Source organism: Yinghuangia sp. YIM S09857 (genome assembly GCF_051388915.1).
Taxonomy (GTDB): domain Bacteria; phylum Actinomycetota; class Actinomycetes; order Streptomycetales; family Streptomycetaceae; genus Yinghuangia.
In genome coordinates this window covers 457,603-482,428 of record NZ_JBPKBH010000005.1, presented here as the reverse complement: position 1 = coordinate 482,428, position 24,826 = coordinate 457,603, and the positions used below count along the sequence as shown (strand labels likewise).

Sequence of the window (24,826 nt, the reverse complement as noted above, 5' to 3'; positions counted from 1 at the left end):
GCACCGACGGTCGATCGGCTCTACTGCTGGAAGGTCGTCCGGCGCCGCGCGGACCGGTGCTCGCCGCCGAGCGACGCCAGGTATGCGTCCGCCCGCTCCGGCGTGTAGAACCACGCCTCGAAGTCCGCCGGGTCGTCGAAGCCGTTGGCGAACCGGTCCGCCACCGCCCGGTGTTCCGTCCCGGCGCCGATGAGCCGCAGCACGTGCTCCTCCGGCGGCGCCAGCATCGTGTTCGTCCACTTCGTGACCGCCGCCGCGTGCGTCCAGTACGCCTCGAAGGTCTCCGTCATCCACGCCCGGTCGAACTCCCCGTCCCCGCACGCCTCGACGGCCTCCAGGTACACGGCCGCGCACACGGCCGCGTTGTTGGAGCCCTGCCCGGTGATCGGATCGTTCGCCACCACCACGTCCGCGACGCCCAGCACCAGGCCGCCGGAGGCGAGTTCCACCACCGGACGCCGCACCGTCGGGGTGTAGCGGCCGGACAGCGTGCCGTGCGCGTCGGTGAGCTCCACCCCGCCCGCGGCCCGGTCGTACTCCCACGGCACGAACTGCCTCATCAGCCGCAGCGTCAGGTCCAGGTGCTCCTGCGGGTCGCGTACGCCCTGGAAGGCGTCCAGCGGCCCGCCCGGCACGCCCTCGAAGAAGAGGATGTCGCAGGGGCCGGACAGCGTCAGCGCCGGTATCACGAACAGCTCGCCGACCCCCGGCACCAGATTGCAGCGCACCGCCGGGAAGTCGTGCTCGGGCCGGGGCCCGAGGCCGTGCACGTACGACACCGCCAGCGACCGCATGGGACGGGTGTACGGCGACCGCGCCGGATCCCGGTCGAACATGCCCGCCAGGGGCCCCTTGCCCGCGGCCAGCAGCACCAGGTCGAACCGGTCCGCATACCACTCCAGGTCCGCGACGCCCACCGGGTGCACCACCACGCTGCCGCCCCGCTCGGCGAACAGCTCCAGCCAGGCGGCCATCTTCACGCGCTGGTCCACCGAGTGCGCGTGCGCGTCCAGGCGTCCCACCCAGTCGACCAGCCGCCGCCCGTCCGGGCCCGCGACCGACACCCCGAGCCCCAGGACGTCGGGGGCCGTCCCGTCCCACAGACCGAGGCCGAAGTCCCGCTCGTGGGCCAGCGCGGTGCCGAACATGCACTGCGTCGACATGACGCGCCCGCCGCGGATCTCGTCGGCCGTACGGTCCGAGACGATCGTCACCTCGTAACCCCGGTCCTGGAGGCCGAGCGCGAGCATCAGACCGGCTTGCCCGGCCCCGACTACCAGGATCTTCCGCACCGCGAACCCGCTTCCGTGCACCCGAAACACCGGTGGGAACGGATCCCCCACCGGCCCCGGGCCGGAGCCCGCCGGCCACCCGGCGCCCCGGCCCGGAAGCTCACCTCGCGACCAGCCGCAGCGCGTGCGCCACCACCGCCGTCAGCGCCCGCGCGGCACTGCGCCGGTCCCGCGCGTCGCACTCGAACAGCGGCGTCCCGGGACGCAGCGAGAGCGCCTCGCGCAGATCCGCCTCCGGGTAGATCGGCGCCCCGTCGAACGTGTTGATCGCGACGACGAACGGCAGTCCGCTTCGTTCAAAATAGTCCACCGCCGGAAAGCAGTCCTCGACCCGCCTGGTGTCCACCAGCACGACGGCGCCCACGGCGCCGCGCACCAGGTCGTCCCACATGAACTGGAACCGGCCCTGGCCCGGCGTGCCGAACAGGTACAGCACCAGGTCCTCGTCGAGCGTCACCCGGCCGAAGTCCATCGCCACGGTCGTGGTCACCTTGTCCGGCAGCCCGTCGAGCCGGTCCGTGGCCTCGCTCATCACCGTCATCACCGACTCGGTGGTGAGCGGTTCGATCTCGGACACCGACGTCACGAGCGTGGTCTTGCCGACCCCGAAGCCGCCCGACACCACGATCTTCGTCGAGGTGATCGGCGGCGCGCCCCCGCCGCGGGACGCCGCGGGCGGCGGCAGGGGCGGTGTGCGGTGCGCGGAGACGGCCTCAGAGCCTGCGTAGTCCACCCAGGAGCCTTTCGAGCAGTGCGCGGTCGGGGGGTCCGGTCTGGCCGGCTGTCTGGTACACGCTGATGCGCCCCTGGGCGGCCAGGTCGCTGATGAGCACCCGGACCACGCCGAGCGGCAGGCCGAGCAGGGCGGACACCTCGGCGACCGAGCGCACGCCCCGGCACAGGACGATGATGGCCCGCACCTCCGGCATGTCGTCGCGCCCGACGTCCAAGGGGGACTCGGCACCGCCGTCGGTGCCGGGCTCGCAGTCGAGCGAGGTGACCAGGGTTTCCACGAACAGGACTTCGCTGTAGCTGGTGCGACCCCGGGTCAGGGCGTACGGGCGGACCCGTCCGGACCGCCCGCCGACCCCGCCCCGTCCCCCGACGTCAGCGGCCATCGCGACTACCTCCCTGGTGTGGCGCCCGGTTCGTGGCTGCGGTGGAGCTCGGCGCGGAGGGCCGGGGTGAGCACGTGTCCGGCCCTGCGTACAAATGCTGTCATCTGATAGGCGATGACGGCCAGATCGCCGGTGCCGGAAGCGTGCACGCCGAGGCACGAGCCGTCGCTGATGGACATCGCCACGACGTGCCCCTCGGCCATCGTCACGATCTCCTGGCGCACTTCGCCGAGGTCCATCACGCGCGCGGCGCCCTGCGCGAGGCTCACCAGCCCGGACACGATCGCGCCGAGCCGCTCGCCGCCGGAGTCGCTGCCGCCCGCGGACGCGAGGAGCAGGCCGTCCGACGAGACGAGGACGACCTGCCGGATACCGGGCACATCCTGTGCGAGCCCGTCCACCAGCCACTTCACGTGGACGACGGCGGTGTCCTGGGTGTTCACCGGTGCTCACCTCCGGGTTCCGGTACGGCGGATCGCCTGCGGGTGGATGGGGCGTGGCATTCGAGGGCGGGACGGCGGGCCGGTTCCGCGGAGCGGGTCCGTGCTTCGGGACGGGCCGACCGTGCAGTGCGGGCCGACCGCGCGCGGCGGGAGGGGGACAGGCGGCCGACGTTCACCGCGCCTCACCTCCGGGGGCCGCGATGTCGTCGTCGGCGGCCTGCCGGGCAGCCGCGCTGCCCATCTGGAATCCGCTGAGCCTACGCCGCAGTTCCTCGGCCGCAACAGGCCCGCTGTCCCGCACGGAAGGCGCCGCCGGCTCCGGCGGCCCGGCCCCGATCGACCGCGACCGAGGCACCCGCTTGGGCAACCCCGTGCCGGTGACCCCGGCCTGCACCCCGCCCGCTTCGGCAGCGAGCGACGGCGGCGCGTCGTGCACCCGCGCTGCGGCCTCGGTACCGGTTGCCGGGGTCGGAGTCGGGGAGGGAAAACCCGGTTCGGCGCCGGCAGGGACCGGGCCGTCGGCTGCGGGTTCGCGCATGCCGAGGGCTCCGGCGGCCGCGGTTGCCGCGGACCCGAGAGGGGCCGCTTCCGCCGCGCGGGGCAGGGGAGTTGGCGAGCCTACGGCGGGCGGGTCGATCGCCCGCAATTGGGCGGTTTCGTCCATCCCGCGCGCGACCCAGCGCTTGGGCAGCGCCGGCGGGCTGCCCGCGGAGTCGTCCGTGGACACGGACGCGTCTCGGTCGGGCGCCGCGGGCCCGGGGGCTGCCTGCCCGGGGGGCGCCTGTCCGGACACCGCCTGCGCGGAAGGCACTTGCTCGGGCTCCGCGTGCCCAGCGCGCTCGGACCCGGCCCGCTCGGATGGGACGTGTCCGGACCCAGGCGCCGCGGTCTCCGCCTTCGCCTTTGTCTTGCGCACGGAACGCTGGGGGAGCCCGCTGGCCGTGGTCGGCGAATCGCCCGAATCGCTGCGCTTTTCGGTGTCCTTCTTGCGTCGTCTGGGCAGCGTCTCCGCCTCGCCGGCAGGCGTCGGCTCGGGGGCCGAGACCGGGGGCTCGGGCGACTGAACGGGTTCCGCCGCGGGCGCTGCCCGGTCCGGTTTTTCGGCTGCCGGGCGAGGCGCGGCCTGGTGGCGCTCCTGGAGGGTGGAGCGTGTTGCCGCAGCGGGCGGGCGGCGTCCCGCACCCGACCGGCCTTCGCGTTCCAGTGCCCGTTCGTGGCTGATGTCGGCCGCCGACGGTGCCGATCCGAGCAGCAGCGCGGCCGGCAGCATGACGATCGCGGCAAGGCCGCCCTCGCGGCGCGGGCGCAACTGCACGCGCAGGCCGTGGCGTACCGCAAGCGCGCCCACCACGAAGACGCCCAGGCCCGCGAGATCGGACGCGCCCGCCGCCGCGCGCCCGCCCTGGAGTTGCGCGTTCAGCTCCGGCAGCCGGTCCGGCGGTACGCCGAACCCCTCGTCCTCGACGGTCAGCAGGATGCCGCGGTTCTCCAGCGTGCGGCCCGCGACGCTGACCCGGGTGCTCGGCGGCGAGTAGGCCGCGGCGTTCTCCAGGAGCTCGGCGAGGAGGTGGCTGATGTCGTCCGCGGTGTGCCCGGCGAGTTCCGCGCGCGGGATGTGCCCGATGTCGACGCGCTCGTAGTACTCGATCTCGGACACGGCCGCGCGCACGACGTCCAGCAGCGTGCCCGGCGGCCGGTGGCCGTGGCGCTCGTCGGCGTCCGCCAGCACGAGGACGTTCTCGCTGTTGCGCCGCATGCGCGTCGCGAGGTGGTCCAGGCGGAACAGGTCCTCCAACCGCTGCGCGTTCTCCTCGGTGTGCTCCAGCTTCTCGATGACGTCGAGCTGGCGTTCGACGAGGGTGAGCGAGCGCATCGAGAGGTTGACGAACGACTCCTGCATGCGTTCGCGCAGCAGGTCGTCCTCGGCGAGCAGCAACTGCTGGCGGCGCGTCAGGTCGGCGATCTCAGCGCCCCGGCGTTCGAGTTCGTCGGCCAGGCGGCGCTGCGCGTCGTCGCGGCGGGAGATCTCGGCGCGCAGCGCGGCCACCTCGCGGGCCACGAAGCGCCGTTGCAGCACCGCGGATATCGCGCCCATGACGATCGAGGGGACGTACAGCAGGGCGACGATCGACGCGTGCAGCGCCGATCCGTCCGAGGCGAGGGTCAGGACCGAGATGACCGCGGCGATCACGCCGAGGACGGCCGCGGCCGTGGCGGCGGCGATCGCGGGGGCGCTGACGGCGTCGACGGCATGGTCGGGCACGCCGCCCGGAAGCCGCTCAGGATCGGCGCCCGGACCGGTCCGGCCCCGCTTTCCCCCGGCCATCTTCGTCCCCTCCCGAAACATGGCTAGCGATCCTATCCTCACACTTCCGGGCCGCTTGGTCCCGGTTCCTACAACTCCTTTGCCATGGACGGCTGTACGCAACCGTATGCAAACCAGTATGCAAATGCGCAAAACGCGAGCCCCGCCGGACGGCATCCGTCCGACGGGGCCCAAGGGCGTGCACGGAACGCGTGCGGAACGCCTACACGTCGCGCGACTTGAGGAGCGCCGCGGCGCCGATCAGCGCGGCAGCCGCGTAACCGGCCATCAGCAGCATGCCCGGCCACGCGTTCAGCGCCGAGTCGACCTCGCCGGCCGGTGCGACCATGTTGATCAGCAGCGTCATCGGCGAGTAGTTGACCACCCACTCGCCCGCCTTGCCCGGGATGAACCCGCCGAAGATCGACGGGACCAGCATGATGCCGAGCACGGTCGTGATGGCCCCGGCCGAGTGCCGCAGCATCGTTCCGATGCCCAGGCTGAACAGGCCGATCAGCGCGAGGTACGTCGCGCTGCCGACGACGCCCTTCACGACCTCCTTGTTCGTGGAGTCCCGCACCACGTCGCTGGCGAACATCGAGTCGCCGATGAGGTACGCGAGGTAGCACGCCACCAGGCCGACCACGAACATCAGCACGCCGAACACCACCGACTTCGCGGCCAGCACCGTCAGGCGGCGCGGGTACGCGGTGAGCGTGGAGCGGATCATCCCGGTCGTGTACTCCGCCGAGATGGTCAGCACGCCGAGCGAGGCCGCCGCGATCTGCGCGATCATCACGCCGATCAGGGACAGCGACACGCTCGGGTCCGGGTCGTCGTCCTCGCTGGTGACCGTGCCGCCGAGCAGCGCGGCCATGCCGACGATGAGCACGACCATGATGATCAGCGACCACGTCGTGGAGCGGACCGTGCGGATCTTGGTCCACTCGGACTGGAGCATGCGCGTGAAGTGCAGGCTCCCGTTGTGCTGCGGCTGGTACGTGCCCTGCGGGGCCGGGACCGGCGGGTAGTGCCCGTTGCCGTTCTGCGGGACCTGGCCCTGCGGAGCGCCGCCGTAAGCCGGGCCGCCCGCGTACGCGCCCGCCGGCACCGGCTGCTGCGCCATCTGCTGCTGCGCGGCCATCTGCGGCTGCGGCTGCCCCGGTTGGGACTGCGCCTGGACGTGCGGCTGCTGCTGCGGCTGCGGAGGAGTGGGGTTGGCCATCGCTCAGCCCTCGCTTCGCTGGATCGGGGCCTGCTGGACCGGTGCCTGCTGAACGGGCGCCTGCTGAACCGGCGCGTACTGGGCCTGAGGTGCCTGCGGTGTCAACTGCGGCTGCCCCTGCGGCGGTCCCCAGCCCTGCTGCTGCGGGGCCGCCCAGCCCTGCGGCACACCGCCGTCGGGCGGCGCCGCACCCGGCATCCCGGCCCGGTACTCGACCGAGTGCTGGGTGAGGCGCATGTAGACCTCCTCCAGCGACGCGAAGCGCGGGGAGAGTTCGTGCAGCGCGATCCCGTGCTCGGCGGCCATGTCGCCGATCGCGGCCGGATCGGGCCCGGTCACGCGCAGCGCGCCCTCCACGCCCTCCGGCGTCACCTGGCCGCCCTTGGCGGTCAGCAGCTTCACGAGCTTGTCGGCCTGCGGCGACTTCACGACCGTGTAGGCCTGCGAGTTGCGCTCGATGAAGTCGCGCATCGAGGTGTCCGCGATCAGTCGGCCCTGGCCGATGACGATCAGGTGGTCCGCGGTCACCTCCATCTCGCTCATCAGGTGGCTGGACACGAACACCGTGCGGCCCTCGGCGGCCAGCGCCTTCATCAGGTTGCGGATCCAGAGGATGCCCTCCGGGTCCAGACCGTTGACCGGCTCGTCGAACATCAGGATGCCGGGGTCGCCGAGCAGCGCCGACGCGATGCCCAGGCGCTGGCCCATGCCGAGCGAGAAGCCCTTCGTGCGCTTCTTCGCCACCGCCGTGATGCCGACCAGTTGCAGCACCTCGTCGACACGGCGGTTCGGCAGGCCGTTGCTCTGCGCCAGGCACAGCAGGTGGTGGTACGCGCTGCGGCCGCCGTGCATCGCCTTCGCGTCCAGCAGGGCGCCGACCTCGCGCAGCGGCGCGGACAGGTGCTGGTACGGGCGGCCGTTGACCAGCACGTGGCCGGCGGTCGGCGCGTCCAGCCCGAGGATCATGCGCATCGTCGTGGACTTGCCGGCGCCGTTCGGGCCGAGGAATCCGGTGACCGTGCCGGGGCGGACCTGGAAGGAGAGCTGATCGACCGCCAGCTTGGTGCCGTACCTCTTCGTCAAGCCTTGGGCTTCGATCATCTCGTCCTCATAGTCGATGGGGGCTGCTGCGTGGTTCCGGGGGCCGGGCGGACCCGCCACTGGCACCCGGGCGGCGGTCACCACCATAGAGAACCGCGGAGATCAGGTCGTGTGCCCTGGGGGCGGATCCGCGACCTTCCCAAGGTCGAGGGAGCTCCCTCCCGTCATCCTTGCGGACTAGGGGGCCTCCCGGGGTCAGGCGCGGTCCTGGCGTGGCGTGACCACCTCGCGGAGGATCAGCAGGACGCCCGCGGCGATCGGTATGGCCAGCAGCGCGCCGGTCACACCGAGCAGCGCGGCGCCGACCAGGGCCGCGATGATGGTGATCGCGGGCGGCACGTTCACCGCGCGCTTCATGACCCTCGGGTAGACCAGGTAGTTCTCGAACTGCTGGTACGCCACGTAGAAGATGACGCACGCCAGTGCCTTGCCCGGTGAGTCGAAGAACGCCACGGCCGACACCACCACGGCCCCGATCGTCGCGCCGATCATCGGTATGAGGTCGGTCAGCGCGACCACGAGCGCGAGCGGCAGCGCGAACTCCAGGTCGAGGATGACGAGGAAGACGTACGACGAGATCCCGGCGCACGACGCGACGATCAGCATCCCGTTGACGTAGCCGCCGATGCCGCCGATGATCTCCTCGCCCAGCGCCCGGACGCGGGGCCGGCGCGAGGACGGGAACAGCCGGTAGATCGCCTCCTTGATGCTCGGCAGCGAGCCGAGGAAGTACAACGTGAGGCACAGCACGGTAAGGGTGTCGAAGACCGAGTTGAGGATCAGCTTGCCGAATCCGAGCAGGCCGCCCGCGACGCTCTCCGCGGTATTGGCGTCGGCGGCCGCTTCCTTCGCCTTGTCGATGATCCCGTATTTCTCGTCCAGGCGCTTGAATTGCTCGTTGTGCAGCAGCTCCGTGAGCTTGTCCGGAATGCTGTTGATCAGGTCCGTGGTCTGCTCGGCGAGCGGCTGCGCGATGGCCGCGACGAAGCCGGCTATCACCAACAGGAAAGAGATCGCGACGGTCGCGACCGACCATTTGCGCGGCAGACCGAGCTTCTGGAGGCGCTCCACGAACGGGTTGAGGCCGGCGGCCAGGAAGAACGAGATGAGGATCAGGACGAGCACGTCCTTGATGCCGGCGAAGGCCTGCGCCAAGAACCACGCGGTGATCAGGCCGAGTCCGCCGACGAACCCGATGTAGAAGGGCGAGGAGCGGCGCAGCGGCCGTCCGGGCAGCCCGAACCGCGGCGCGGGCACAGTGGCCTTGCCGTCACCGTCGACCGGCGCGTCCCCGGACGACGCGTTCCCGACCGACGCGTTCCCGGCCGGTGTGTCCCCGGCCGTGTCGTCCGTGCGCCTGTGGTCCGCGGTGGTGTCCTTCGCGGCGGTGCCCGCCGCCTCGTCGTCCGCGGTGCCCGGCGTCGTCTCGGTACTCACCGGCCAGACTCTAGGCGGAAACGACAGGTGGCCGTTCCGAAACGGAACGGCCACCTGTCGAGGCGCGGCTGGTGTACGCGGAACCGGGCGTACGAACTACCGGGTCTGCTGGGCGGGGACGCCGCCCAGCTTGTCATCCTCGTCCCCGGCACCGCCGGCCGCGGCCACCGCCGCGCCGGTCAGCGTCGCCAGCATCTCGCGCACGTTGGTGAGCTGCGCGTTGATGCTGTCGCGGCGGTGCGTCAGCGCGGCGAGCTCGCGCTCCGACTCGCTGCGGATGCGGTCGGCCTTCGCGCGGGCGTCCGCGACGATGTCGTCCGCCTGGCGCTGTGCGGTCTCGATGGTCTGACGCGAGCGGCGCTCGGCGTCGGTGCGCAGCTTCTCCGCCTCCAGACGGAGCTGCTCGGCGCGGTGCTCGACCTCGGAGAGGCGCTTCTCGGCCTTGGCCTGGCGGGCCGCCAGGTCGCGCTCGGACTGCTCGCGACGCTTCGCGAGGTTCGTCTCGAAGTCCGCGGCGGCCTGGGCGGCCTTGGCGCGGGTCTCCTCGAAGAGGGCGTCCGCCTCCTCGCGCTTGGTGGCGGCGTCCTTCGACGCCTCCGCACGCAACTGGGCCGCGTCGGTCTTCGCCTTGTCGAGGATGCGGGCGCCCTCGTCCTCGGCCTTGGCCTTGCGCTCCTTGCCGTACTGCTCGGCCTCGGCACGCACCTGCTGGGCGGCCGCCTCGGCGAGTTCGCGGTGCTGGTCCGCCGCGCGGCGGGCCTCCTCGCGCAGGTCCTTGGCCTCTTCCTCGGCCAGGCGCAGGATCTTCTCGACGCGGGCCCCGAGGCCGGCGTAGGAAGGCTCGGCGTCGGCGAGCTGGGCCTGCACGTTCTGGCTTTCGAGGTGCAGTTCCTCGATCCGCTTCTCCAGCGCGGAGATGCGGGCCAGGGCGCTGTCCCGGTCAGAGACGAGCTTCGTGATGCGATCGTCGACCTGCGAACGCTCGTACCCTCGGCGGACGAGATCGAAGCCGTGCGGAGAGTTTGTGTCGCTCATGGGGTTCCTGTCGTATGACCGGTGCGGTGGATGAGGTGACGGGTGGAATCCTGGCACGAAACAGACGGCTCATCGACCTGCGCGGCGGAGAACAACCGGCATCCATCCCTCAATCGGGTGGTGCGGTGCTCGACCCGCCCCCGCCGGTGCGCGGAGCGGAGTTGCCGCTTTTCCCGGCCGACGAACCCGCCGGTGCGGCCAAAGCGTCCAAAACGCCTTGTACGCGGGCCATTTCCGTCGCGATGTCCTTGCGGCGTCTGTTGAGTTCGTCCAACTTGCGCTGGCCTTCGGCACGCGACCGCTCGGCTTCCCGGCGGGCCTCGCTGCGCAGCCGTTCCGCCTCCCTCCGCGCATCGTCCAGAATCCTGTCGGCGTCGGCCGCGGTCTTGCGGCGAACGGCCTGGGCCTCGCGCTGTGCGGCGGCGATCTGTTCGGCCACCTTGGCGCGCAGGTCGTCCGCGCCCTTCTGGGCGTCCGCGAGACGCTGCTCCGCCTCGGAAAGCAGCGCCTCGGCTTTCTTGACCGCGGCGATACGTACCCTATCGGCCTCGGAGCTCGCCTTGTCGCGGATCCGGTCGGCTTCCTCCATCGCTTCGGACTTGGCTTTCTCGCCGTCCGCAACGGATTTCGCGCACTGCTCCTCCGCGGCCTGCACGAGAGTGTCCACGCGTTTGCCCGCGGCCTGAAGGCTTTCGGCGGCCTGCTTGCGCGCCGCCTCGACCGCCTCTTCGGCTTCCTTGTCGGCACGTTCGCGGGTCGTCGTGGTGTCGCGACGCGTCTCGGCGATCATCTTGTCGGAGTCGGCGCGGGCCTTCTCTATGACCGCCGCGGCCTCGGCGCGCAGGCGCGCGTCCTCGGCCTCCGCGTCGGCGAGCGTCTTGGCGGCCGCCTCGGACGCCGCCTTCAACTGCTGCTCCGCCTTGCGCTGTGCCTGGGCGACGAGTTCGGTGACATGGCCCTTGGTCTTGACCAGGGTCTCCTCGGCCTCGTCGACCGCCTTGTCGAGGGTGGCCTTGGCCTTCTCGCGCATGGAAACGGCGTCCGCCTCGGCGGACTTGAGGGTCGCGGTCGCCTCGTCGCGTCCGGCGGTACGGGTCCGCTCGGCCTCGCGCTCGGAGTCCGTCCGGAGGCGTTCGGCGTGCTTGCGGGCGGCGGTGACGGTGGCGTCCGCCTCGGCGCGGGCGCGCACGAGGTGGGTCTGCGCGTCGTCCCGAGACTTGGCCAACTCGCGTTCCGCCTCGGTGCGGAGGCGCGCCATCTCCTCGTGCGCCGTCTCCTCTATGCCGACGACGGCTGCGCGGATGGTCTCGGCCTCGCCCTTGGCGTCGCGGACGAGTCGCGCGGACTCGTCCTCCGCCTTGCGCAGCCTGCCCTGCGCGTTGTCGGCGATCTCGCGGGCCTTCGCCTCGGCGGTCTCCAGGAGTTCGCGGGCCCGAGCCTGCGTGCGGTCCCGCAGCTCGACGACTTCGAGGCGCGCTTCCTCCAGGGCCTGCCGCGCGGTCTCGCGCACCTCGGCGGCGGCCTGCTCGGCGTCGGCGATGGTACGGGTGGCCGAAGCCGCGGCGTCTTCGCGGGCCTTCCGTGCCGCGGCCTCGGTCTCGGCGCGCAGCTCCGCGGCGTCCCGGCGCGCGGAGTTGCGGATGCCCTCGCCCTCGCCCCGGGCGTCGCCGAGGAGCTCCTCGGTCTCGGTGCGCGCCTTGGCGAGGAGTTCGTCGGCCGCGCGGGCGGCGCTCTCGGTGCGCGCCGCGGCGTCGGCCCGCGCCCGGTCGAGCAGGTTCGCGGCCTCGGTGCGTGCGGTCTGCAACGTCGCCTCGGCCTCGGCGCGGTCGGCCTCGCTGCCGTTGCGCAGCTCGGTGGCCCGGGCTTCGGCGGTGCGCAGCAGCTCCTGGGCCTCGCGGGCCGCGGTGTCGGTGCTTTTCGCGGCCTCGGCCCGTGCGGTGGCGAGGAGTTCCTCCGCCTCGGCGTGCGCGCGTCCGGCCGTCTCGGCGGCCTGCTGCTGCACCCGCTCTGCCTCGGCCTTGGCCTTGGCGAGGAGTTCGGCGGCACCGCTCTCGGCGTTGCCCAGGGTCTCGGCGGCGATGGTCTCCGCCTCCGCGGCGAGGCGCTCGGCCTCGACGCGCGCCTGCTCCAAACGCTCGGCGGACTCCGCCTGTTGACGTTGCGTCAGATCCCGCAGGCGGGCGGTGTCGGCGACCGCCTTCTCGCGCAGCTTCCCCGATTCGGACTGCGCCCGTTCGAGAATCCCCTCGGCCTCGGCCTCCGCGCGGGCCTTGACCTCCTCGGTGTGCGTCTTGGCCTCGGCCAGCAGCCGCGCCCCGGTCTCGCGGGTGCGGGCCTCCACGGCCTCGGCGTCGGCCTGTGCCCGGGCCCGGAGTTCGTCGGCCTCGGTACGCGCCTCCGACGTCGCCCGCTCGGCCTCGGCGCGGGCCTTGGTGAGGAGTTCGTCGGCGGCCGCGGTGGCGCGCTCCATACGCTCGGCCGCCCCGGCCTCCGCCTCGGCGAGCATCCGAGACGCGTCCGCGCGCAGCTTGTCGGCCTCGCCCTTGGCCTTGGCCAGCAGTTCCTCGGCGCCGGCGGTGGCGGCACGCAACTGCTCGGCCGCCTCGGCCTCGGCGGCGGCGAGCCGCGCCTCGGCGTCGGTACGCAGCTTGTCGGCGTCGGCACCGGCCTTGCCGAGCAGTTCGGCGGCCTCGGCCTCGGCCGCCGCAACGCGCTCGGCCGCGGTGGTCTCGGCGGATCCCAGCCGCGCGTCGGCCTCTTCGGCCAGGCGCTCGGCCTCGGCCCGGCGCTCCTCGATCTCGGCGACCACGTCGGCGTGCACGCCGAGGGCCTTCTCGCGGGCCGCCTCCGCCTCCGCGAGGGCGGCGTCGCGGGCCGCCTCGGCCTCCGCGACGGTCTCGGTGCGCAGGCGTTCGGCGTCGGCCTCGGCCTCGGTGCGCACGCGGGACGCCTCGGCCTCCGCCTCGTCGCGCAGCCGGGCGGTCTCGGCGCGGGCCTCCTCGCGCACCTGCTCGGCGGCGGAGGCGGCCTCGCCGCGCACCCGCTCGGCGTCGGCGTCCGCGTCGGTACGCGTGCGCTCGGCATGGTCGCCGGCGTCCGCGCGCAGGCGTCCGGCCTCCTCGACCGCCTCCGCGCGCAGCCGCTCGACCTCGGCCCGGGCGGTCTCGGCGAGTTCGTCGGCCTCGGCCCGGGCGGCCTCCAACAGCTCCTCGGCCTCGGCGCGCACCCGCGCGGTGTGCGCGTCCGCGTCGGCGCGGGCCTTGCCGAGGAGCTCCTCGGCACCCGCGGACGCCGTCTGGAGGCGCTCGGCGGCGTCGCTGTCGGCGACGTCCAGCAGGGCCTTTGCCTCGGCCTTGAGGCGTTCCGCCTCCGCCTTCAGGCGCTCGGCCTCGGCGCGCAGCCCCTCCGCCTCCGCGTGGTGCCGCTCCGCCTCCGCGGTGGCCTCGGTGCGCAGGCGGGCCACTTCGGCCTGCGTCTCGTGCAGCAGCTTGGCGGTGTCGGCGGAGGTGCCCTCGGCGCGCTCGGCGGCCTCTCCGGTGACGCGCTGCGCCTCGGCGACCGCCTCGTCCCGGATGCGCTCGGCCTCGGCGCGGGCCTCCACCACCAGGACCTCGGCCTGGCTGCGGGTGCCGGACTTGATCTGCTCGACCTGCTCGCCGACCGACTCGGCGCGCTGCTGCGCGGCGGTGAGCATGCGGTCGGCCTCGGCCTGGGCGCGGGCGAGGATGGCGTCGGCCTCGGAGCGTGCCGCGTGCGCGGCGCCCCCGGCCTGTTCGCGGGCGGCGGCGGCCTGGGCGGAGGCGTCGGAGAGCAGGCGTTCGGCCTCGGCGCGGGCGCTCTCCACGAGCTGCCGGGCGCGTTCGTCGGCCTGCTGGCGGACCTGCTCGGCCCAGGCGACGTTCTCGCCGACCCGGGCCTCGGTGGCCTGCCGGGCGTGCGCGAGCTCTTCCTCCAGGCGCCGGCGGCGGGCCTGGAGCTCGGCCTGCCACTCGGCCTCGTGCTGGGCGGACCGCTGCGCGGCCTCCTGCATGATGCGCTGCGTGTGGGCGCGCGATTCCGCCAGTTCGCGTTCGGCGTCGGCGCGGACCTGTTCGGCCTGGAGCTGGGCGTTGCGCAGCATCTGCTCGGCCTGGCCGCCGATGCTGCCGAACTGCGGGGTGGCGAGCTGCCGTCTGAGGTCATGCAGCTTCGCGCGAAGGACCTCGACCTGATATCCGAGGTCTTCCGCGTGCGCGACGCTTTCCTCGCGCTCAGTCCTCAGCCGCTTCATCTCGGCTTCGATCTGGCCGAGGCCGTCGTCAACCTCGTAACGGTCGTCGTAGCCCCGCACTGTGGGGTCCCACTCCATCCCCTGGCCGCGTCCTCACCAGCGCCGTCACCGTATCCGAACCACACGCCGGGCCTGCCCGCCCGATGGACCCTGACAAGCCCGCCGAGCACCCCGATCCGGCAGATTCTGTCGGAACCTGTCGCAACCCGGCCACTCCTGCCGGTTGGGACCGGTCAGGCAGCCGCCGTGGTCCGCACCGCACGTGTCACGGTGTCCACCAGGGAAATGGTGTCAGATCCCGGGAAAGCTTAGTGCCGCGTCAGGCAACGAATTCCCTGACGCGGCACCAGGTGACGTTCGGTCAGGACGCTGTGACGCGTCCCGGGGTGAGGGGGGTCACACGTTGCGGAAGCGGTTGATCTCGGTGAGGTGCTTCGCGCGCAGCTCCGGGTTGCGCACGCCGAGGCCCTCCTCGGGGGCCAGGCACAGGACGCCGACCTTGCCCTGGTGCAGGTTGCGGTGCACGTCGTACGCCGCCTGACCCACCTCGTCCATGCTGTAGCTGCGCGACAGGGTGGGGTGGATCTTGCCCTTGGCGATCAGCCGGTTGGCCTCCCAGGCCTCGCGGTAGTTCGCGAAGTGCGAGCCGACGATGCGCTTGAGGTTCATCCACAGGTAGCGGTTGTCGTACTCGTGCACGAAGCCCGAGGTCGAGGCGCAGGTCACGATGGTGCCGCCCTTGCGGGTGACGTAGACCGAGGCGCCGAAGGTCTCGCGGCCCGGGTGCTCGAACACGATGTCGACGTCCTCGCCGCCGGTCAGCTCGCGGATGAGCTTGCCGAAGCGGTTCCACTCCTTCGGGTCCTGCGTGCGCTCGTCCTTCCAGAAGCGGAAGTCCTCCGCCTTGCGGTCGATCACCAGCTCGGCCCCCATGTCGCGGCAGATCTGCGCCTTGTCCTCGGACGAGACGACGCAGATGGGGGTGGCGCCGCCGTTGAGTGCGAACTGTGTGGCGTACGAGCCCAGGCCCCCGGAGGCGCCCCAGACCAGCACGTTGTCGCCCTGCTTCATGCCGGCGCCGTTGCGCGAGACGAGCTGGCGGTACGCGGTCGAGTTGACCAGGCCGGGGGAGGCGGCCTCCTCCCACGACAGGTGCCCGGGCTTCGGCATGAGCTGGTTCGTCTTGACCAGCGCGAGGTGCGCGAGGCCGCCGAAGTTGGTCTCGAAGCCCCAGATGCGCTGCTCGGGGTCGAGCATCGTGTCGTTGTGCCCGTCCGCGCTCTCCAACTCGACCGACAGGCAGTGCGCGACGACTTCGTCGCCGGCCTTCCAGGCGTGCACGCCGGGGCCGGTGCGCAGCACGACGCCGGCGAGGTCGGAGCCGAGCACGTGGTACGGCAGATCGTGGCGCTTCGTGAGCGGCGAGGTGCGGCCGTACCGCTCCAGGAAGCGGAACGTCGAGACCGGCTCGAAGATCGAGGACCAGACGGTGTTGTAGTTGATGGCCGAGGCCATCACCGCGACCAGCGCCTCGCCGGGGCCGATCTCGGGCAGTGCGACGTCTTCGACGTGCAGCGAGTTGCGCGGGTCCTTCTCGCGCGAGTCGAGTCCGTCGAACATCGTCTCCTCATCCTTGTGGATGGTGACGGCGCGGTACGACTCGGGCAGGGGAAGGGCTTCGTACGCTTCCTGCGGGGTGTCCCCAGCGAGGATGGCGTCGAGGATCTCCTTCATCGTCGGCCTCCAGGGTCGGCGTTGGGAGTGTGAGGGTTTGTCGGTCGGCCGTTCGCCGGTCAGCCGCCTGTCGGTCGGCATGGCCGAGCCCGGCCAAAAATTACCCACCGGTAACGTAAGGGTCGGCACCGGGGTGTGCCAAGGGGCGGGCCCGTAGGAATCCCGCCCCCGTGTTGACGTTCTGTCAGTCGCCGTGCGGCACGCGGAGGGTTGTCGCGGACCGGCGGCGGGTGCTCAGTGTCCGGCGTCGGCCGGTGCGGAGGTGACCAGTTCGGTCAGCACGCCGTGGCAGTCCTTGGGGTGCAGGAACGTGATGCGCGAGCCCATGGAACCACGGCGCGGCTCGTCGTACAGGACCCGGACGCCCTTGCCGCGGATCGCGTCGGCCTCGCCGTCGACGTCGGCCGTGCCGAAGGCGATGTGGTGCACGCCCTCGCCGTTCTTAGCGAGCCACTTGGCGACCGTGGAGTCCTCGCGGATCGGTTCGAGCAACTGGAGGTAGGACGCGCCGCCGTCGTCCGTCTCGTTGATCTTGAGCATGGCCTCGCGGACGCCCTGCTCCTCGTTGACCTCGGTGTGGAAGACCTCGAAGCCGTAGGTGGCGCGGTAGAACTCCACCGTCTCGTCGAGGTTGTGGCAGGCGATTCCGATGTGGTCGATGCGCGTCAGCACGATGCCCTCCCGGGTCTGGCGGGTTACCTCTCGGTAGGTACCCTGAATGTCGAAGCGACACTAGAGCGACACTATGGACGAGACCGCATCCGGTCTCCCGGGCGGGCCGTGCGTTCCATCACACCGGGACCCCTGCCGACCATGACCTGGCGGCCGGTATGTTTCCGCCCACACCCTCGCAATTTGTCCCAGCAACTTGCCCCTCGCAAATTGCCCTCGCAAGTTTCCTCATCAGGGCTGACCTTCTTAGGAGGCCACTGTCATGGCCGGTTCTGTCATTGTCGCCGGGGCGCGGACCCCGATGGGCCGTCTGCTCGGCTCGCTCAAGGGCTTCTCCGCCACCGACCTCGGCGGCATCGTGATCAAGGCCGCGCTGGAGCGCGCCGGGGTCACCGGCGATCAGGTGCAGTACGTGATCCTCGGCCAGGTGCTCCAGGCCGGAGCCGGCCAGATGCCGGCCCGCCAGGCCGCGGTCAAGGGCGGCATCCCGATGAACGTCCCCTCGCTGACGATCAACAAGGTGTGCCTCTCCGGCCTGGACGCCATCGCGCTGGCCGACCAGCTCATCCGCGCGGGCGAGTTCGACATCGTCGTGGCGGGCGGCATGGAGTCGATGACGGGTGCCCCGCACCTGCTGCCGAAGTCGCGCGAAGGCTTCAAGTACGGCGCGATCGAGATGCTGGACGCGATGGCCTACGACGGCCTCACCGACGCGTTCGACAACATCCCGATGGGCGAGTCGACCGAGCACCACAACGCCAAGCTGGGCATCTCGCGTGAGGAGCAGGACGCCTTCTCGGCCCTCTCCCACCAGCGCGCAGCGGCCGCCCAGAAGAACGGCCTCTACGACGACGAGATCGTCCCGGTGGCCATCCCGCAGCGCAAGGGCGAGCCGGTCCAGTTCACCACCGACGAGGGCGTGCGCGCGGACACCACCGCCGAGTCGCTTGCCAAGCTGCGCCCGGCCTTCACCAAGGACGGGACCATCACCGCCGGTTCGGCCTCGCAGATCTCCGACGGTGCGTGCGCGGTCGTGGTGATGTCGAAGGCCAAGGCCGAGGAGCTCGGCATCGAGTGGCTCGCCGAGATCGGCGCCCACGGCAACGTCGCGGGCCCGGACAACTCGCTCCAGTCCCAGCCGTCGAACGCCATCAGGAACGCGCTGGGCAAGCAGGGCCTGGAGGTTTCCGACCTCGACCTGATCGAGATCAACGAGGCCTTCGCGTCGGTCGGCATCCAGTCGATGCGCGACCTCGGCGTCACGAGCGACAACGTCAACGTCAACGGCGGCGCGATCGCGCTCGGCCACCCGATCGGCATGTCGGGTGCCCGGGTCGTGCTGCACCTGGCGCTCGAACTCAAGCGCCGCGGCGGCGGCACCGGCGCGGCGGCCCTCTGCGGCGGCGGCGGCCAGGGCGACGCCCTGATCGTGACGGTGCCGAAGGCCTGACGGGGCTTCGGCGGGGTGCCGCACGGGGTTTCGGTGGGGTGCCGCACGGGGTTCGGTGGGGCGTCGCACGGGGTTTCCGTGGGGTGCTGCATGGGGTTTCGGCGGGGCCTCCATCGGGCTCCGGCGGGCCGCACCGGGCTTCGGCGGGGCGTCGCACGGGGTTTCGGCGGGGTGCTGCACGGGGTTTCCGTTGGGGTGCCGGACCGGGCTCCGGCGGGTTGCCGTACGGGTTTCGGCGGGGCCGCACGGGGTTTCGGCGGGGCCCGCACGGGGCTTCGGTGGGGTGCCGCACGGGGTTTCCGTTGGGGTGCCGGACCGGAGTCCGGCGGGTTGCCGTACGGGTTTCGGCGGGGCCCGCATCCGTCTCCGGCGGGGCCGCACCGGGCTCCGGCGGGGCCCGCATCGGTCTCCGGCGGGCCCCGCAGTGGGCTTCGGTGGGGTGCCGCACGGGGTTTCGGTTGGGGTGCCGGACCGGAGTCCGGCGGGTTGCCGTACGGGTTTCGGCGGGGCCCGCATCCGTCTCCGGCGGGGCCGCACCGGGCTCCGGCGGGGCCCGCATCGGTCTCCGGCGGGCCCCGCAGTGGGCTTCGGTGGGGTGCCGCACGGGGTTTCGGTNCACCGGGCAGTCCCGGTGCGGCACCCCACCGCCGACCTGACGGGGCGCCACTGGGGAGGCATCCTGGGGGCGGCGCGTGTGGGCGCGGTCGTGCGGGCTGCCGACCGGAACCCAGGCCGGGGGTTTGCGTCGCTGCGGCTCGTACGCGTGGTGCCCGAGGCCGACCCGTGGGCACCCGCGCAGGGCAGCCGAAGCGGGCCGGTATTCGAGCGATGATGGTGCGGGGCTGCCGTGCACGGGGGCGCGCTGTCGGGCTGTTTGTCGAACGGCGGGTCGAACGCGGTGGGGGGCTTCGCCGGTTCGGGTGGTTGGGCGGCGCGGTCGGCACTTCGGGGTTCCCGCGGACGTTCCCGAGGTATGGAAGGGACGGGCGGGAGGGGCAGGACGGGCCGGGCTTGAGGTTCGCCCCCGCGTGCGTGAGTCGTTCGTTGTGCTCGTTCGTCGTGCTCGTTCGTTCTGCTCGTTCGTTCCGCTCGGTCTCACTGTCGGTCTCTCTGGTTCGTTCTGCTCGGTCTCTCTGGAGGAGTTCCGTTGGCCCGGCGTACTGACGTCGCGGAGTTGGTTGCGCAGGCCCGTGGGGGCCAGGCGCGGGCGGTGGCGCGGCTCATTTCGCTGGTCGAGGACGCGTCGCCGCTGCTGCGCGAGGTGATGGCCGCGCTCGCGCCGCACACCGGGCAGGCGTACGTCGTGGGGCTCACCGGGCCGCCGGGCGTGGGGAAGTCGACGTCGACGTCGGCGCTCGTGTCGGCGTACCGCGCACTCGGCAAGCGCGTCGGCGTGCTCGCGGTGGACCCCTCGTCGCCGTTTTCTGGCGGTGCGTTGCTCGGCGACCGGATCCGGATGCAGGACCACGCCACCGACCCCGACGTGTTCATCCGCTCGATGGCCTCCCGCGGCCACCTCGGCGGGCTGGCCTGGGCGACCCCGCAGGCGCTGCGCGTCCTCGACGCCGCCGGGTGCGACGTCGTCGTCGTCGAGACGGTCGGCGTCGGCCAGTCCGAGGTCGAGGTGGCGTCGGCCGCCGACACCACGGTGGTGCTGCTCGCCCCGGGCATGGGCGACGGGATCCAGGCGGCGAAGGCGGGGATCCTGGAGATCGGCGACGTCTACGTCGTCAACAAGGCGGACCGCGACGGCGCCCAGACCACCGCGCGCGAGCTGAACCACATGCTGTCGCTCGGTCCTTCGCGCGCGCCCGGCGCGTGGCGCCCGCCGATCCTCAAGACCGTCGCGTCGCGTGGCGAAGGTCTGGACGAGGTCGTCGAGGCGTTGGAAAAGCACCGTGCCTGGACGGCTGCCGACGGAACGCTGGAGATCCGCCGCCGGCGCCGTGTGCGCGCCGAGGTCGAGGCCATCGCCCTCGCCGCAGTGCGCGAGCGCATGGCGGGCCCGGCGGGCGACCGGCACGCGGACGCGCTCGCCGCGCGCGTGGCCGACGGCTCACTCGACCCCTACGCGGCCGCCGACGACCTCATAGCGGGCCTTCTGGGCGGCGGCCCGGGGCACAAGGGCTGACGCCCGGTTCAAGGACCGAGGGGCCCGGCGTCAGCCGCACCAAGGCCCGGCGCGAGCCGCACTCGGCCGAGTTCCCGCGGCCGCAAAGTCGGCCGCTGTCAGCCGCGTTCCCCGAGTGGCTGTCATTCCCTGGCTGGGCCAGTCGCGCTCAGCCGCGCTGTCGCTCGCTGTCGCGCTCCGCGGTGCTGTCGCGCTCAGCCGCGCTCCGCGGTGCAATCGCTCGCAATCGCACTCAGCCGGGCACCGCGGTGCTCAGCCGCGCGCGGCCGCGTTCGCCGCACCCGCTGCGTTCGCTGCGTCCCCCGCGCCCGACCCGTTCGCCGCGTCCCCCGTGCCCGACCCGTTTGCCGCCTTCTTCGCCGACGCGCTGATGCCCGACAGCGCCGGGCAGTTCGCCGTTCCGCCGTCCGCGTGCAGGTGGGACATCACCGTGGCGAACGCCTCGCCCAGCGCCCGCTTCTGCTCCTCTGTGAACAGGTCGATGTAGTGCCGCCGCACACTCTCGACATGGTCCGGCGCCGCCGCGACGAGCCGGTCCCAGCCCGCCTCGGTGAGCACCGCCCACTGCCCGCGGCGGTCCGAGTCGCAGCTTTCGCGTACGACCAGGCCCGCGTTCTCCATGCGGGTCATCTGGTGCGACAGGCGGCTCTTTGACTGGTGGCTCAGGCTCGCGAGCTCCGTCATCCTTATCCGGCGCTCGGGCGCCTCCGACAGGCGCACCAGGATTTCGTAGTCGTGCATGGTCAGCCCGTGCTTCTGCTGGAGGTCGCGCTCCAGGAACACGGGGAGCAGGTTGAGCACGCCCAAAGAGGCACGCCACATCTGCTGTTCCTCATCGCTCAGCCAGCGAGGCTCCTCAGTGGTCATGTCGACCATGGTACCGCGACCTGTTGAACATTCAATAAATATCCCGCGCGTGTCACACACCACGTCGGAAGCTTTGACCGAAACTCCGACCGATGCTCCGACCGAAACTCCGACCGAAGCGCCGACCGAAGCCCTGACGGCAGTCGCCCCACGCCCGCGCCAGACGGGAAGCCCGACCGCGCAGGTGTTCAGCACGTGGTCGCACCGTACTTGCGGGTAGTCGCGGGGGCTACGCTGCCGCAGTGCCCAAGCCGCTGAACCTCCCCTTCGACCCCATCGCCCGCGCCGCCCAGTCCTGGGAGGAGCGCTGGGGCGCGTGCCCGCCGATGGCCGCGATCACCTCGATCATGAGGGCCCAGCAGATCCTCCTCGCCGAGGCCGACACGGTGCTCAAGCCCTACGGCCTGACCTTTGCCCGCTACGAGGCTCTGGTGCTGCTCACGTTCAGCCGCACCGGCGCGCTCCCGCTCTCCAAGATCGGCGAGCGCCTGATGGTCCATCCGACAAGTGTGACGAACACCATCGACCGCCTGGAGAAGGCCGAGCTCGTCGCCCGCCGCCCGAACCCGCGGGACGGCCGCGGGACGCTCGCGACCATCACCGACAAAGGCCGCGACGTCGTCGAACGCGCCACCGCAGACCTGGTCGCACGCGACTTCGGCCTCGGCGTGTACGACGCCGAGACGTGCGGTGACATCTTCCGCATGCTGCTCCCGCTGCGCGTCGACGCGGGCGACTTCAAGGAGCCGGATCCGGCCGACGGTGCCGCGTCCGAGTCCCTCGCGGACGCCGCCGAAGGCTTCTGACGGGGGGCCGATTCGGAGACCGCCCGGGGCGCGACGTAGTCTGCTTGCGCGCTAGTGAATGCTGCGGATGCCGTCCGCGATGCCGGGCGGCGAAGCGAATGAGGGTGTGTCGCCGTGAAGCCTGCTGTCCTGACCCGTTTCCGCGTGATGGCGTACATCACCGGGTGCTGGCTGCTGCTGCTGTGCCTGTGCATGGTGTTCAAGTACGGCTTCGACAAGGGCGAGGACATCACCTTCTACGTCAGCCAGGCCCACGGCGTGCTCTACATGATCTACCTCGTCACGGCCTTCGACCTCGGCTGGAAGATGAAGTGGCGGATCGAGCGGATCCTGCTGGTCATGCTGGCCGGCACCCTTCCGTTCGCGTCGTTCGTCGCGGAACGCAAGGTCGCCCGGGCCGTCCAGGAGAGCGGACGGATCGGCGAACCCGTCCAGGCCGCCTGACGCCTCGCACTCCGTGCCCCCCGCCCCGCTGGTCCCGTTGTTCCGGAAAGTGAACTGATGCTGTCCAACCCCGTATCCCGGTTCCTGCTGGTCTCCCGCTGCGAAGGCGTGTCGTTCCTGGCGCTGCTGCTGCTCGGGTCCGTGCTCAGCCGCGTCTCGGACATCAACCTCGTCATGCCGCTCGGCATCATCCACGGTCTGCTCTTCGTGGCGTACGTCCTGCTCATGCTCGACATGCGCACCAAGTTCGGCTGGGACAACAAGACCACCGGCCTTGCCTTCCTCGCATCGGTGCTGCCGTTCGGCCCGTTCGTCTTCGAGGCGAAGATGAAGGACCGTATCTTCACCGCACCCCCGGCGGCCCCGTCGGCCGCCTGAGCGCACGGCGGGCGCGCGCTACGGCGCGCACCCCGCCAGCCCCGCGGTCACGAACGCCACGAACCGGCCGACCCATTCCTCGGCTGCCGGCTCCGCGCTGACCAGCATGTGATGCACCACGGTGCCCGCGATCACGTCGAACACCAGGTCCACGTCGATCGCGTCGGCCACGTCGGCCTCGCCCCGGGCCCGGGCCCGCGCGCGGCCCTCCACGACGAGCCGCTTCTGCGGCTCGACGATGGCCTCGCGCACCCGGCGGCGCAGTTCCGGGTCCCGGGTCGAGTCGGCGATCAGCCCCATCAGCGCGCTCGACATCTCCGGACGCGCCAGCAACTGTGCGAACTGCCGGACCACGGAGTCGAGGTCGGACCGCAGGTCGCCGTCGTCCGGCAGCTCCAGTGTGCCGAGCATGTCTGCGACCGCTGCCGTCACCAACTCGTGCTTGGACGCCCAGCGCCGGTAGAGCGTGGTCTTGGCCACGCCCGCGCGCACCGCGACGTCCCCGACGGTCAGCGTGGCCCAGCCCCGTTCCGCGAGGAGGGCGCGCGTCGCGCCGAGGATCGCGTCGTCCGCCGTCGAACTCCGGGGGCGGCCCTTGCGGGACGCCGCGGCGTTTGCGTTCTCGCTCAGCGGGACCTCGGCAGGATCGAGGCGGACGGGGTGGTCGGCACGACCCTAATGTCCCGTCCGGCAACTTGGCGTGACTGGTCTCACATGCCCTGAGGGCTTGATTTCACACGCAACCCTCTTGCGGTCGGCGGGCGTTCTCCCGTTACGCTACGGGCCGTAGCGAATAACGGTGCCTGGATGGGGATTCGAGCGCCCGACGTCGGTACGAGGTTCCGCGCCCCGCTTGCACAGGCCCCGCATTCCCGCGGGGAAGGTGCCCGGGAGGTCCGGGACGCCGCATCCGCGGGGTGGACGGGGCCGACCCGTGCACCGCGCGGGTGTCGCTCGGGGGAAGATAGGCGTATGCAGCCACGAAACATGTCGATGCGCGGGGTCGTCGACCTCGGCGCGGTCAAGGCGGCGTCCGAGGCCGCCGCGCAGCGGGCGGCCCGCGCGGCGAGCGCGCCGCAGACCGGTGCGGACAGCGCGCCGGGTGCCGCCGGGGGATTCGTCTTCGACCTCACCGAGGAGAATTTCGACTCGGTGCTCGCGCTGTCCCAGCAGGCGCCGGTGGTGCTGGAGTTCTCCTCGCAGCGCTCGCCGCACAGTATCGAGCTGGGCGAGGTCTTCGACCGGCTCGCCGCCGAGTTCGCGGGCCGATTCGTCCTCGCCCGCGTGGACATCGACGCGACGCCGCAGCTCGCCCAGGAACTGGTCATGCAGGCCCAGGTGCAGGGCCTCCCGGCCGCGGTCGCGGTGATCGCCGGGCAGTTGGCCCCGATGTTCGACCGGGCGGCCCCGCAGGAGGAGCAGCTCCGGCAGATCCTCGACCAGCTCGTCGCGGTCGGCGAGCAGCGGTTCGGCCTCACCGGCCTGACCGGTGCCCCGGGTGCTCCGGGGGCCGCGCCGCAGGCCGAGGGCGACGAGGACGCCGAACCGCCCGGCGACCCGCTGCTGGCCCCGGCGGAAGCGGCCTTGGATGCCGGCGACTTCGCGGGCGCGGCACAGGCGTACCGCAACGTGATCTCGGACTACCCGGCGCACACCGAGGCCAAGCTCGCGCTCGCGCAGGTCGAGCTGATCCTGCGCACCAAGGACGCGGACGCCGACGAGGTGCGGCGCAACGCCGCCGAACGGCCGACCGACGTCGACGCGCAGACGCTCGCCGCCGACCTCGACCTGTCCGGCGGAAACGTCGAGGACGCGTTCGGCCGCCTGGTCGAGACGGTGCGGCGGACCGCGGGCGACGACCGCAACAAGGCGCGGGTACACCTGCTCGGCCTGTTCGAGGTGATCGGCCTCGACGATCCCCGCGTGGTGAAGGCGCGTGCGGCGCTGACGAGCGTGCTGTTCTGACGTCCCGCCGCGGGCGTTGACGTCCGGCCGCGCGGAACGGTGCCGGCACCGCTTTGTGCCGACACCGCGTCGTGCGCGGCTCCGGGCCGGGTGCGGCTCGGCGCGCTGAGCGGGCAGCCCGGGCGCCGGACGAACGGCGGTTTGTCGTCACCC

The 24,826-nt window shown here is 72.1% G+C and carries 19 protein-coding genes and 1 pseudogene; 6 read left to right on the top strand and 14 right to left on the bottom strand.

Annotated elements, in window-relative coordinates; genetic code table 11:
* Positions 1-20: 20 nt before the first annotated feature.
* The 12 genes from ACRX5S_RS13525 to mce all read right to left on the bottom strand — a co-directional run bounded on the left by ACRX5S_RS13525 (position 21) and on the right by mce (position 16,632).
* The gene (locus ACRX5S_RS13525; RefSeq protein ID WP_436773215.1) at positions 21-1,292 is read right to left on the bottom strand and encodes a styrene monooxygenase/indole monooxygenase family protein; all 1,272 of its coding nucleotides are present in this window, start codon (positions 1,290-1,292) and stop codon (positions 21-23) included.
* A 100-nt stretch (positions 1,293-1,392) separates the two neighbouring features.
* Positions 1,393-2,025 carry a GTP-binding protein gene (locus ACRX5S_RS13520; protein WP_436773129.1) on the bottom strand — a complete coding sequence of 211 codons (633 nt, stop codon included), beginning with the start codon at positions 2,023-2,025 and terminating at the stop codon, positions 1,393-1,395.
* Positions 2,006-2,410 carry a DUF742 domain-containing protein gene (locus ACRX5S_RS13515; protein ID WP_436773128.1) on the bottom strand — a complete coding sequence of 135 codons (405 nt, stop codon included), beginning with the start codon at positions 2,408-2,410 and terminating at the stop codon, positions 2,006-2,008. The genes ACRX5S_RS13520 and ACRX5S_RS13515 overlap by 20 nt, the downstream gene beginning before the upstream one ends.
* A gap of 5 nt (positions 2,411-2,415) precedes the next feature.
* Positions 2,416-2,853, bottom strand: coding sequence for a roadblock/LC7 domain-containing protein (locus ACRX5S_RS13510; RefSeq protein WP_436773127.1), 438 nt, complete (start codon positions 2,851-2,853; stop codon positions 2,416-2,418).
* Between the two features lie 172 nt (positions 2,854-3,025).
* Positions 3,026-5,200: an ATP-binding protein gene (locus ACRX5S_RS13505; RefSeq protein WP_436773126.1), complete on the bottom strand. Its 2,175-nt coding sequence runs from the start codon at positions 5,198-5,200 to the stop codon at positions 3,026-3,028.
* 181 nt (positions 5,201-5,381) lie between these two features.
* Positions 5,382-6,383 carry a hypothetical protein gene (locus tag ACRX5S_RS13500; RefSeq protein WP_436773125.1) on the bottom strand — a complete coding sequence of 334 codons (1,002 nt, stop codon included), beginning with the start codon at positions 6,381-6,383 and terminating at the stop codon, positions 5,382-5,384.
* A 3-nt stretch (positions 6,384-6,386) separates the two neighbouring features.
* Entirely contained in the window at positions 6,387-7,484 is a 1,098-nt protein-coding gene (locus tag ACRX5S_RS13495) for an ATP-binding cassette domain-containing protein (RefSeq protein ID WP_436773124.1), read from the bottom strand.
* Between the two features lie 195 nt (positions 7,485-7,679).
* Positions 7,680-8,921 (bottom strand): AI-2E family transporter, encoded by a 1,242-nt coding sequence (locus ACRX5S_RS13490; RefSeq protein ID WP_436773123.1) that lies wholly within the window; start codon positions 8,919-8,921, stop codon positions 7,680-7,682.
* A gap of 96 nt (positions 8,922-9,017) precedes the next feature.
* Positions 9,018-9,956 (bottom strand): cellulose-binding protein, encoded by a 939-nt coding sequence (locus tag ACRX5S_RS13485; RefSeq protein ID WP_436773122.1) that lies wholly within the window; start codon positions 9,954-9,956, stop codon positions 9,018-9,020.
* Positions 9,957-10,065: 109 nt separating this feature from the next.
* A complete protein-coding gene (locus ACRX5S_RS13480; RefSeq protein ID WP_436773121.1) occupies positions 10,066-14,304 on the bottom strand; it encodes a hypothetical protein in 4,239 nt (1,412 codons plus the stop codon).
* Between the two features lie 318 nt (positions 14,305-14,622).
* Positions 14,623-15,960 carry a crotonyl-CoA carboxylase/reductase gene (gene ccrA, locus ACRX5S_RS13475; RefSeq protein WP_436773120.1) on the bottom strand — a complete coding sequence of 446 codons (1,338 nt, stop codon included), beginning with the start codon at positions 15,958-15,960 and terminating at the stop codon, positions 14,623-14,625.
* A gap of 234 nt (positions 15,961-16,194) precedes the next feature.
* Positions 16,195-16,632 carry a methylmalonyl-CoA epimerase gene (gene mce / locus ACRX5S_RS13470; RefSeq protein WP_436773119.1) on the bottom strand — a complete coding sequence of 146 codons (438 nt, stop codon included), beginning with the start codon at positions 16,630-16,632 and terminating at the stop codon, positions 16,195-16,197.
* Between the two features lie 262 nt (positions 16,633-16,894).
* Between mce and ACRX5S_RS13465 the strand changes: the two genes are divergently transcribed.
* Positions 16,895-18,082 (top strand): acetyl-CoA C-acetyltransferase, encoded by a 1,188-nt coding sequence (locus tag ACRX5S_RS13465; RefSeq protein ID WP_436773118.1) that lies wholly within the window; start codon positions 16,895-16,897, stop codon positions 18,080-18,082.
* A gap of 1,147 nt (positions 18,083-19,229) precedes the next feature.
* Positions 19,230-20,213, top strand: a complete 984-nt coding sequence (meaB, locus tag ACRX5S_RS13460; protein ID WP_436773117.1) for a methylmalonyl Co-A mutase-associated GTPase MeaB — start codon at positions 19,230-19,232, stop codon at positions 20,211-20,213.
* Between the two features lie 399 nt (positions 20,214-20,612).
* Here meaB and ACRX5S_RS13455 read toward each other — a convergent pair.
* Positions 20,613-21,080 (bottom strand): annotated as a pseudogene (locus ACRX5S_RS13455) (MarR family winged helix-turn-helix transcriptional regulator); the annotation flags it as partial.
* Between the two features lie 242 nt (positions 21,081-21,322).
* Here ACRX5S_RS13455 and ACRX5S_RS13450 point away from each other — a divergent pair.
* The 3 genes from ACRX5S_RS13450 (at position 21,323) to ACRX5S_RS13440 (ending at position 22,708) form a co-directional block, all read left to right on the top strand.
* Positions 21,323-21,886: a MarR family transcriptional regulator gene (locus tag ACRX5S_RS13450; protein ID WP_436773116.1), complete on the top strand. Its 564-nt coding sequence runs from the start codon at positions 21,323-21,325 to the stop codon at positions 21,884-21,886.
* Between the two features lie 114 nt (positions 21,887-22,000).
* A complete protein-coding gene (locus tag ACRX5S_RS13445; protein WP_436773115.1) occupies positions 22,001-22,330 on the top strand; it encodes a DUF3817 domain-containing protein in 330 nt (109 codons plus the stop codon).
* Positions 22,331-22,387: 57 nt separating this feature from the next.
* A complete protein-coding gene (locus ACRX5S_RS13440; RefSeq protein ID WP_436773114.1) occupies positions 22,388-22,708 on the top strand; it encodes a DUF3817 domain-containing protein in 321 nt (106 codons plus the stop codon).
* 18 nt (positions 22,709-22,726) lie between these two features.
* Here the strand turns inward: ACRX5S_RS13440 and ACRX5S_RS13435 are convergent, their stop codons facing one another.
* Positions 22,727-23,338, bottom strand: a complete 612-nt coding sequence (locus ACRX5S_RS13435; RefSeq protein ID WP_436773214.1) for a TetR/AcrR family transcriptional regulator — start codon at positions 23,336-23,338, stop codon at positions 22,727-22,729.
* A gap of 342 nt (positions 23,339-23,680) precedes the next feature.
* On the opposite strand from ACRX5S_RS13435, the gene ACRX5S_RS13430 reads away from it, so the two are divergent.
* The gene (locus ACRX5S_RS13430; RefSeq protein ID WP_436773113.1) at positions 23,681-24,673 is read left to right on the top strand and encodes a co-chaperone YbbN; all 993 of its coding nucleotides are present in this window, start codon (positions 23,681-23,683) and stop codon (positions 24,671-24,673) included.
* Positions 24,674-24,826: the final 153 nt, after the last annotated feature.

Excerpts from the sequence above, each read along its gene's own strand:
- ACRX5S_RS13515 (WP_436773128.1), bottom strand. The coding sequence starts at position 2,410 with ATGGCCGCTGACGTCGGGGGACGGGGCGGGGTCGGCGGGCGGTCCGGA.
- ACRX5S_RS13505 (WP_436773126.1), bottom strand. The coding sequence starts at position 5,200 with ATGTTTCGGGAGGGGACGAAGATGGCCGGGGGAAAGCGGGGCCGGACC.
- ACRX5S_RS13500 (WP_436773125.1), bottom strand. The coding sequence starts at position 6,383 with ATGGCCAACCCCACTCCTCCGCAGCCGCAGCAGCAGCCGCACGTCCAG.
- ACRX5S_RS13495 (WP_436773124.1), bottom strand. The coding sequence starts at position 7,484 with ATGATCGAAGCCCAAGGCTTGACGAAGAGGTACGGCACCAAGCTGGCG.
- ACRX5S_RS13485 (WP_436773122.1), bottom strand. The coding sequence starts at position 9,956 with ATGAGCGACACAAACTCTCCGCACGGCTTCGATCTCGTCCGCCGAGGG.
- ACRX5S_RS13480 (WP_436773121.1), bottom strand. The coding sequence starts at position 14,304 with ATGGAGTGGGACCCCACAGTGCGGGGCTACGACGACCGTTACGAGGTT.
- ccrA (WP_436773120.1), bottom strand. The coding sequence starts at position 15,960 with ATGAAGGAGATCCTCGACGCCATCCTCGCTGGGGACACCCCGCAGGAA.
- ACRX5S_RS13465 (WP_436773118.1), top strand. The coding sequence starts at position 16,895 with ATGGCCGGTTCTGTCATTGTCGCCGGGGCGCGGACCCCGATGGGCCGT.
- ACRX5S_RS13440 (WP_436773114.1), top strand. The coding sequence starts at position 22,388 with ATGCTGTCCAACCCCGTATCCCGGTTCCTGCTGGTCTCCCGCTGCGAA.
- ACRX5S_RS13430 (WP_436773113.1), top strand. The coding sequence starts at position 23,681 with ATGCAGCCACGAAACATGTCGATGCGCGGGGTCGTCGACCTCGGCGCG.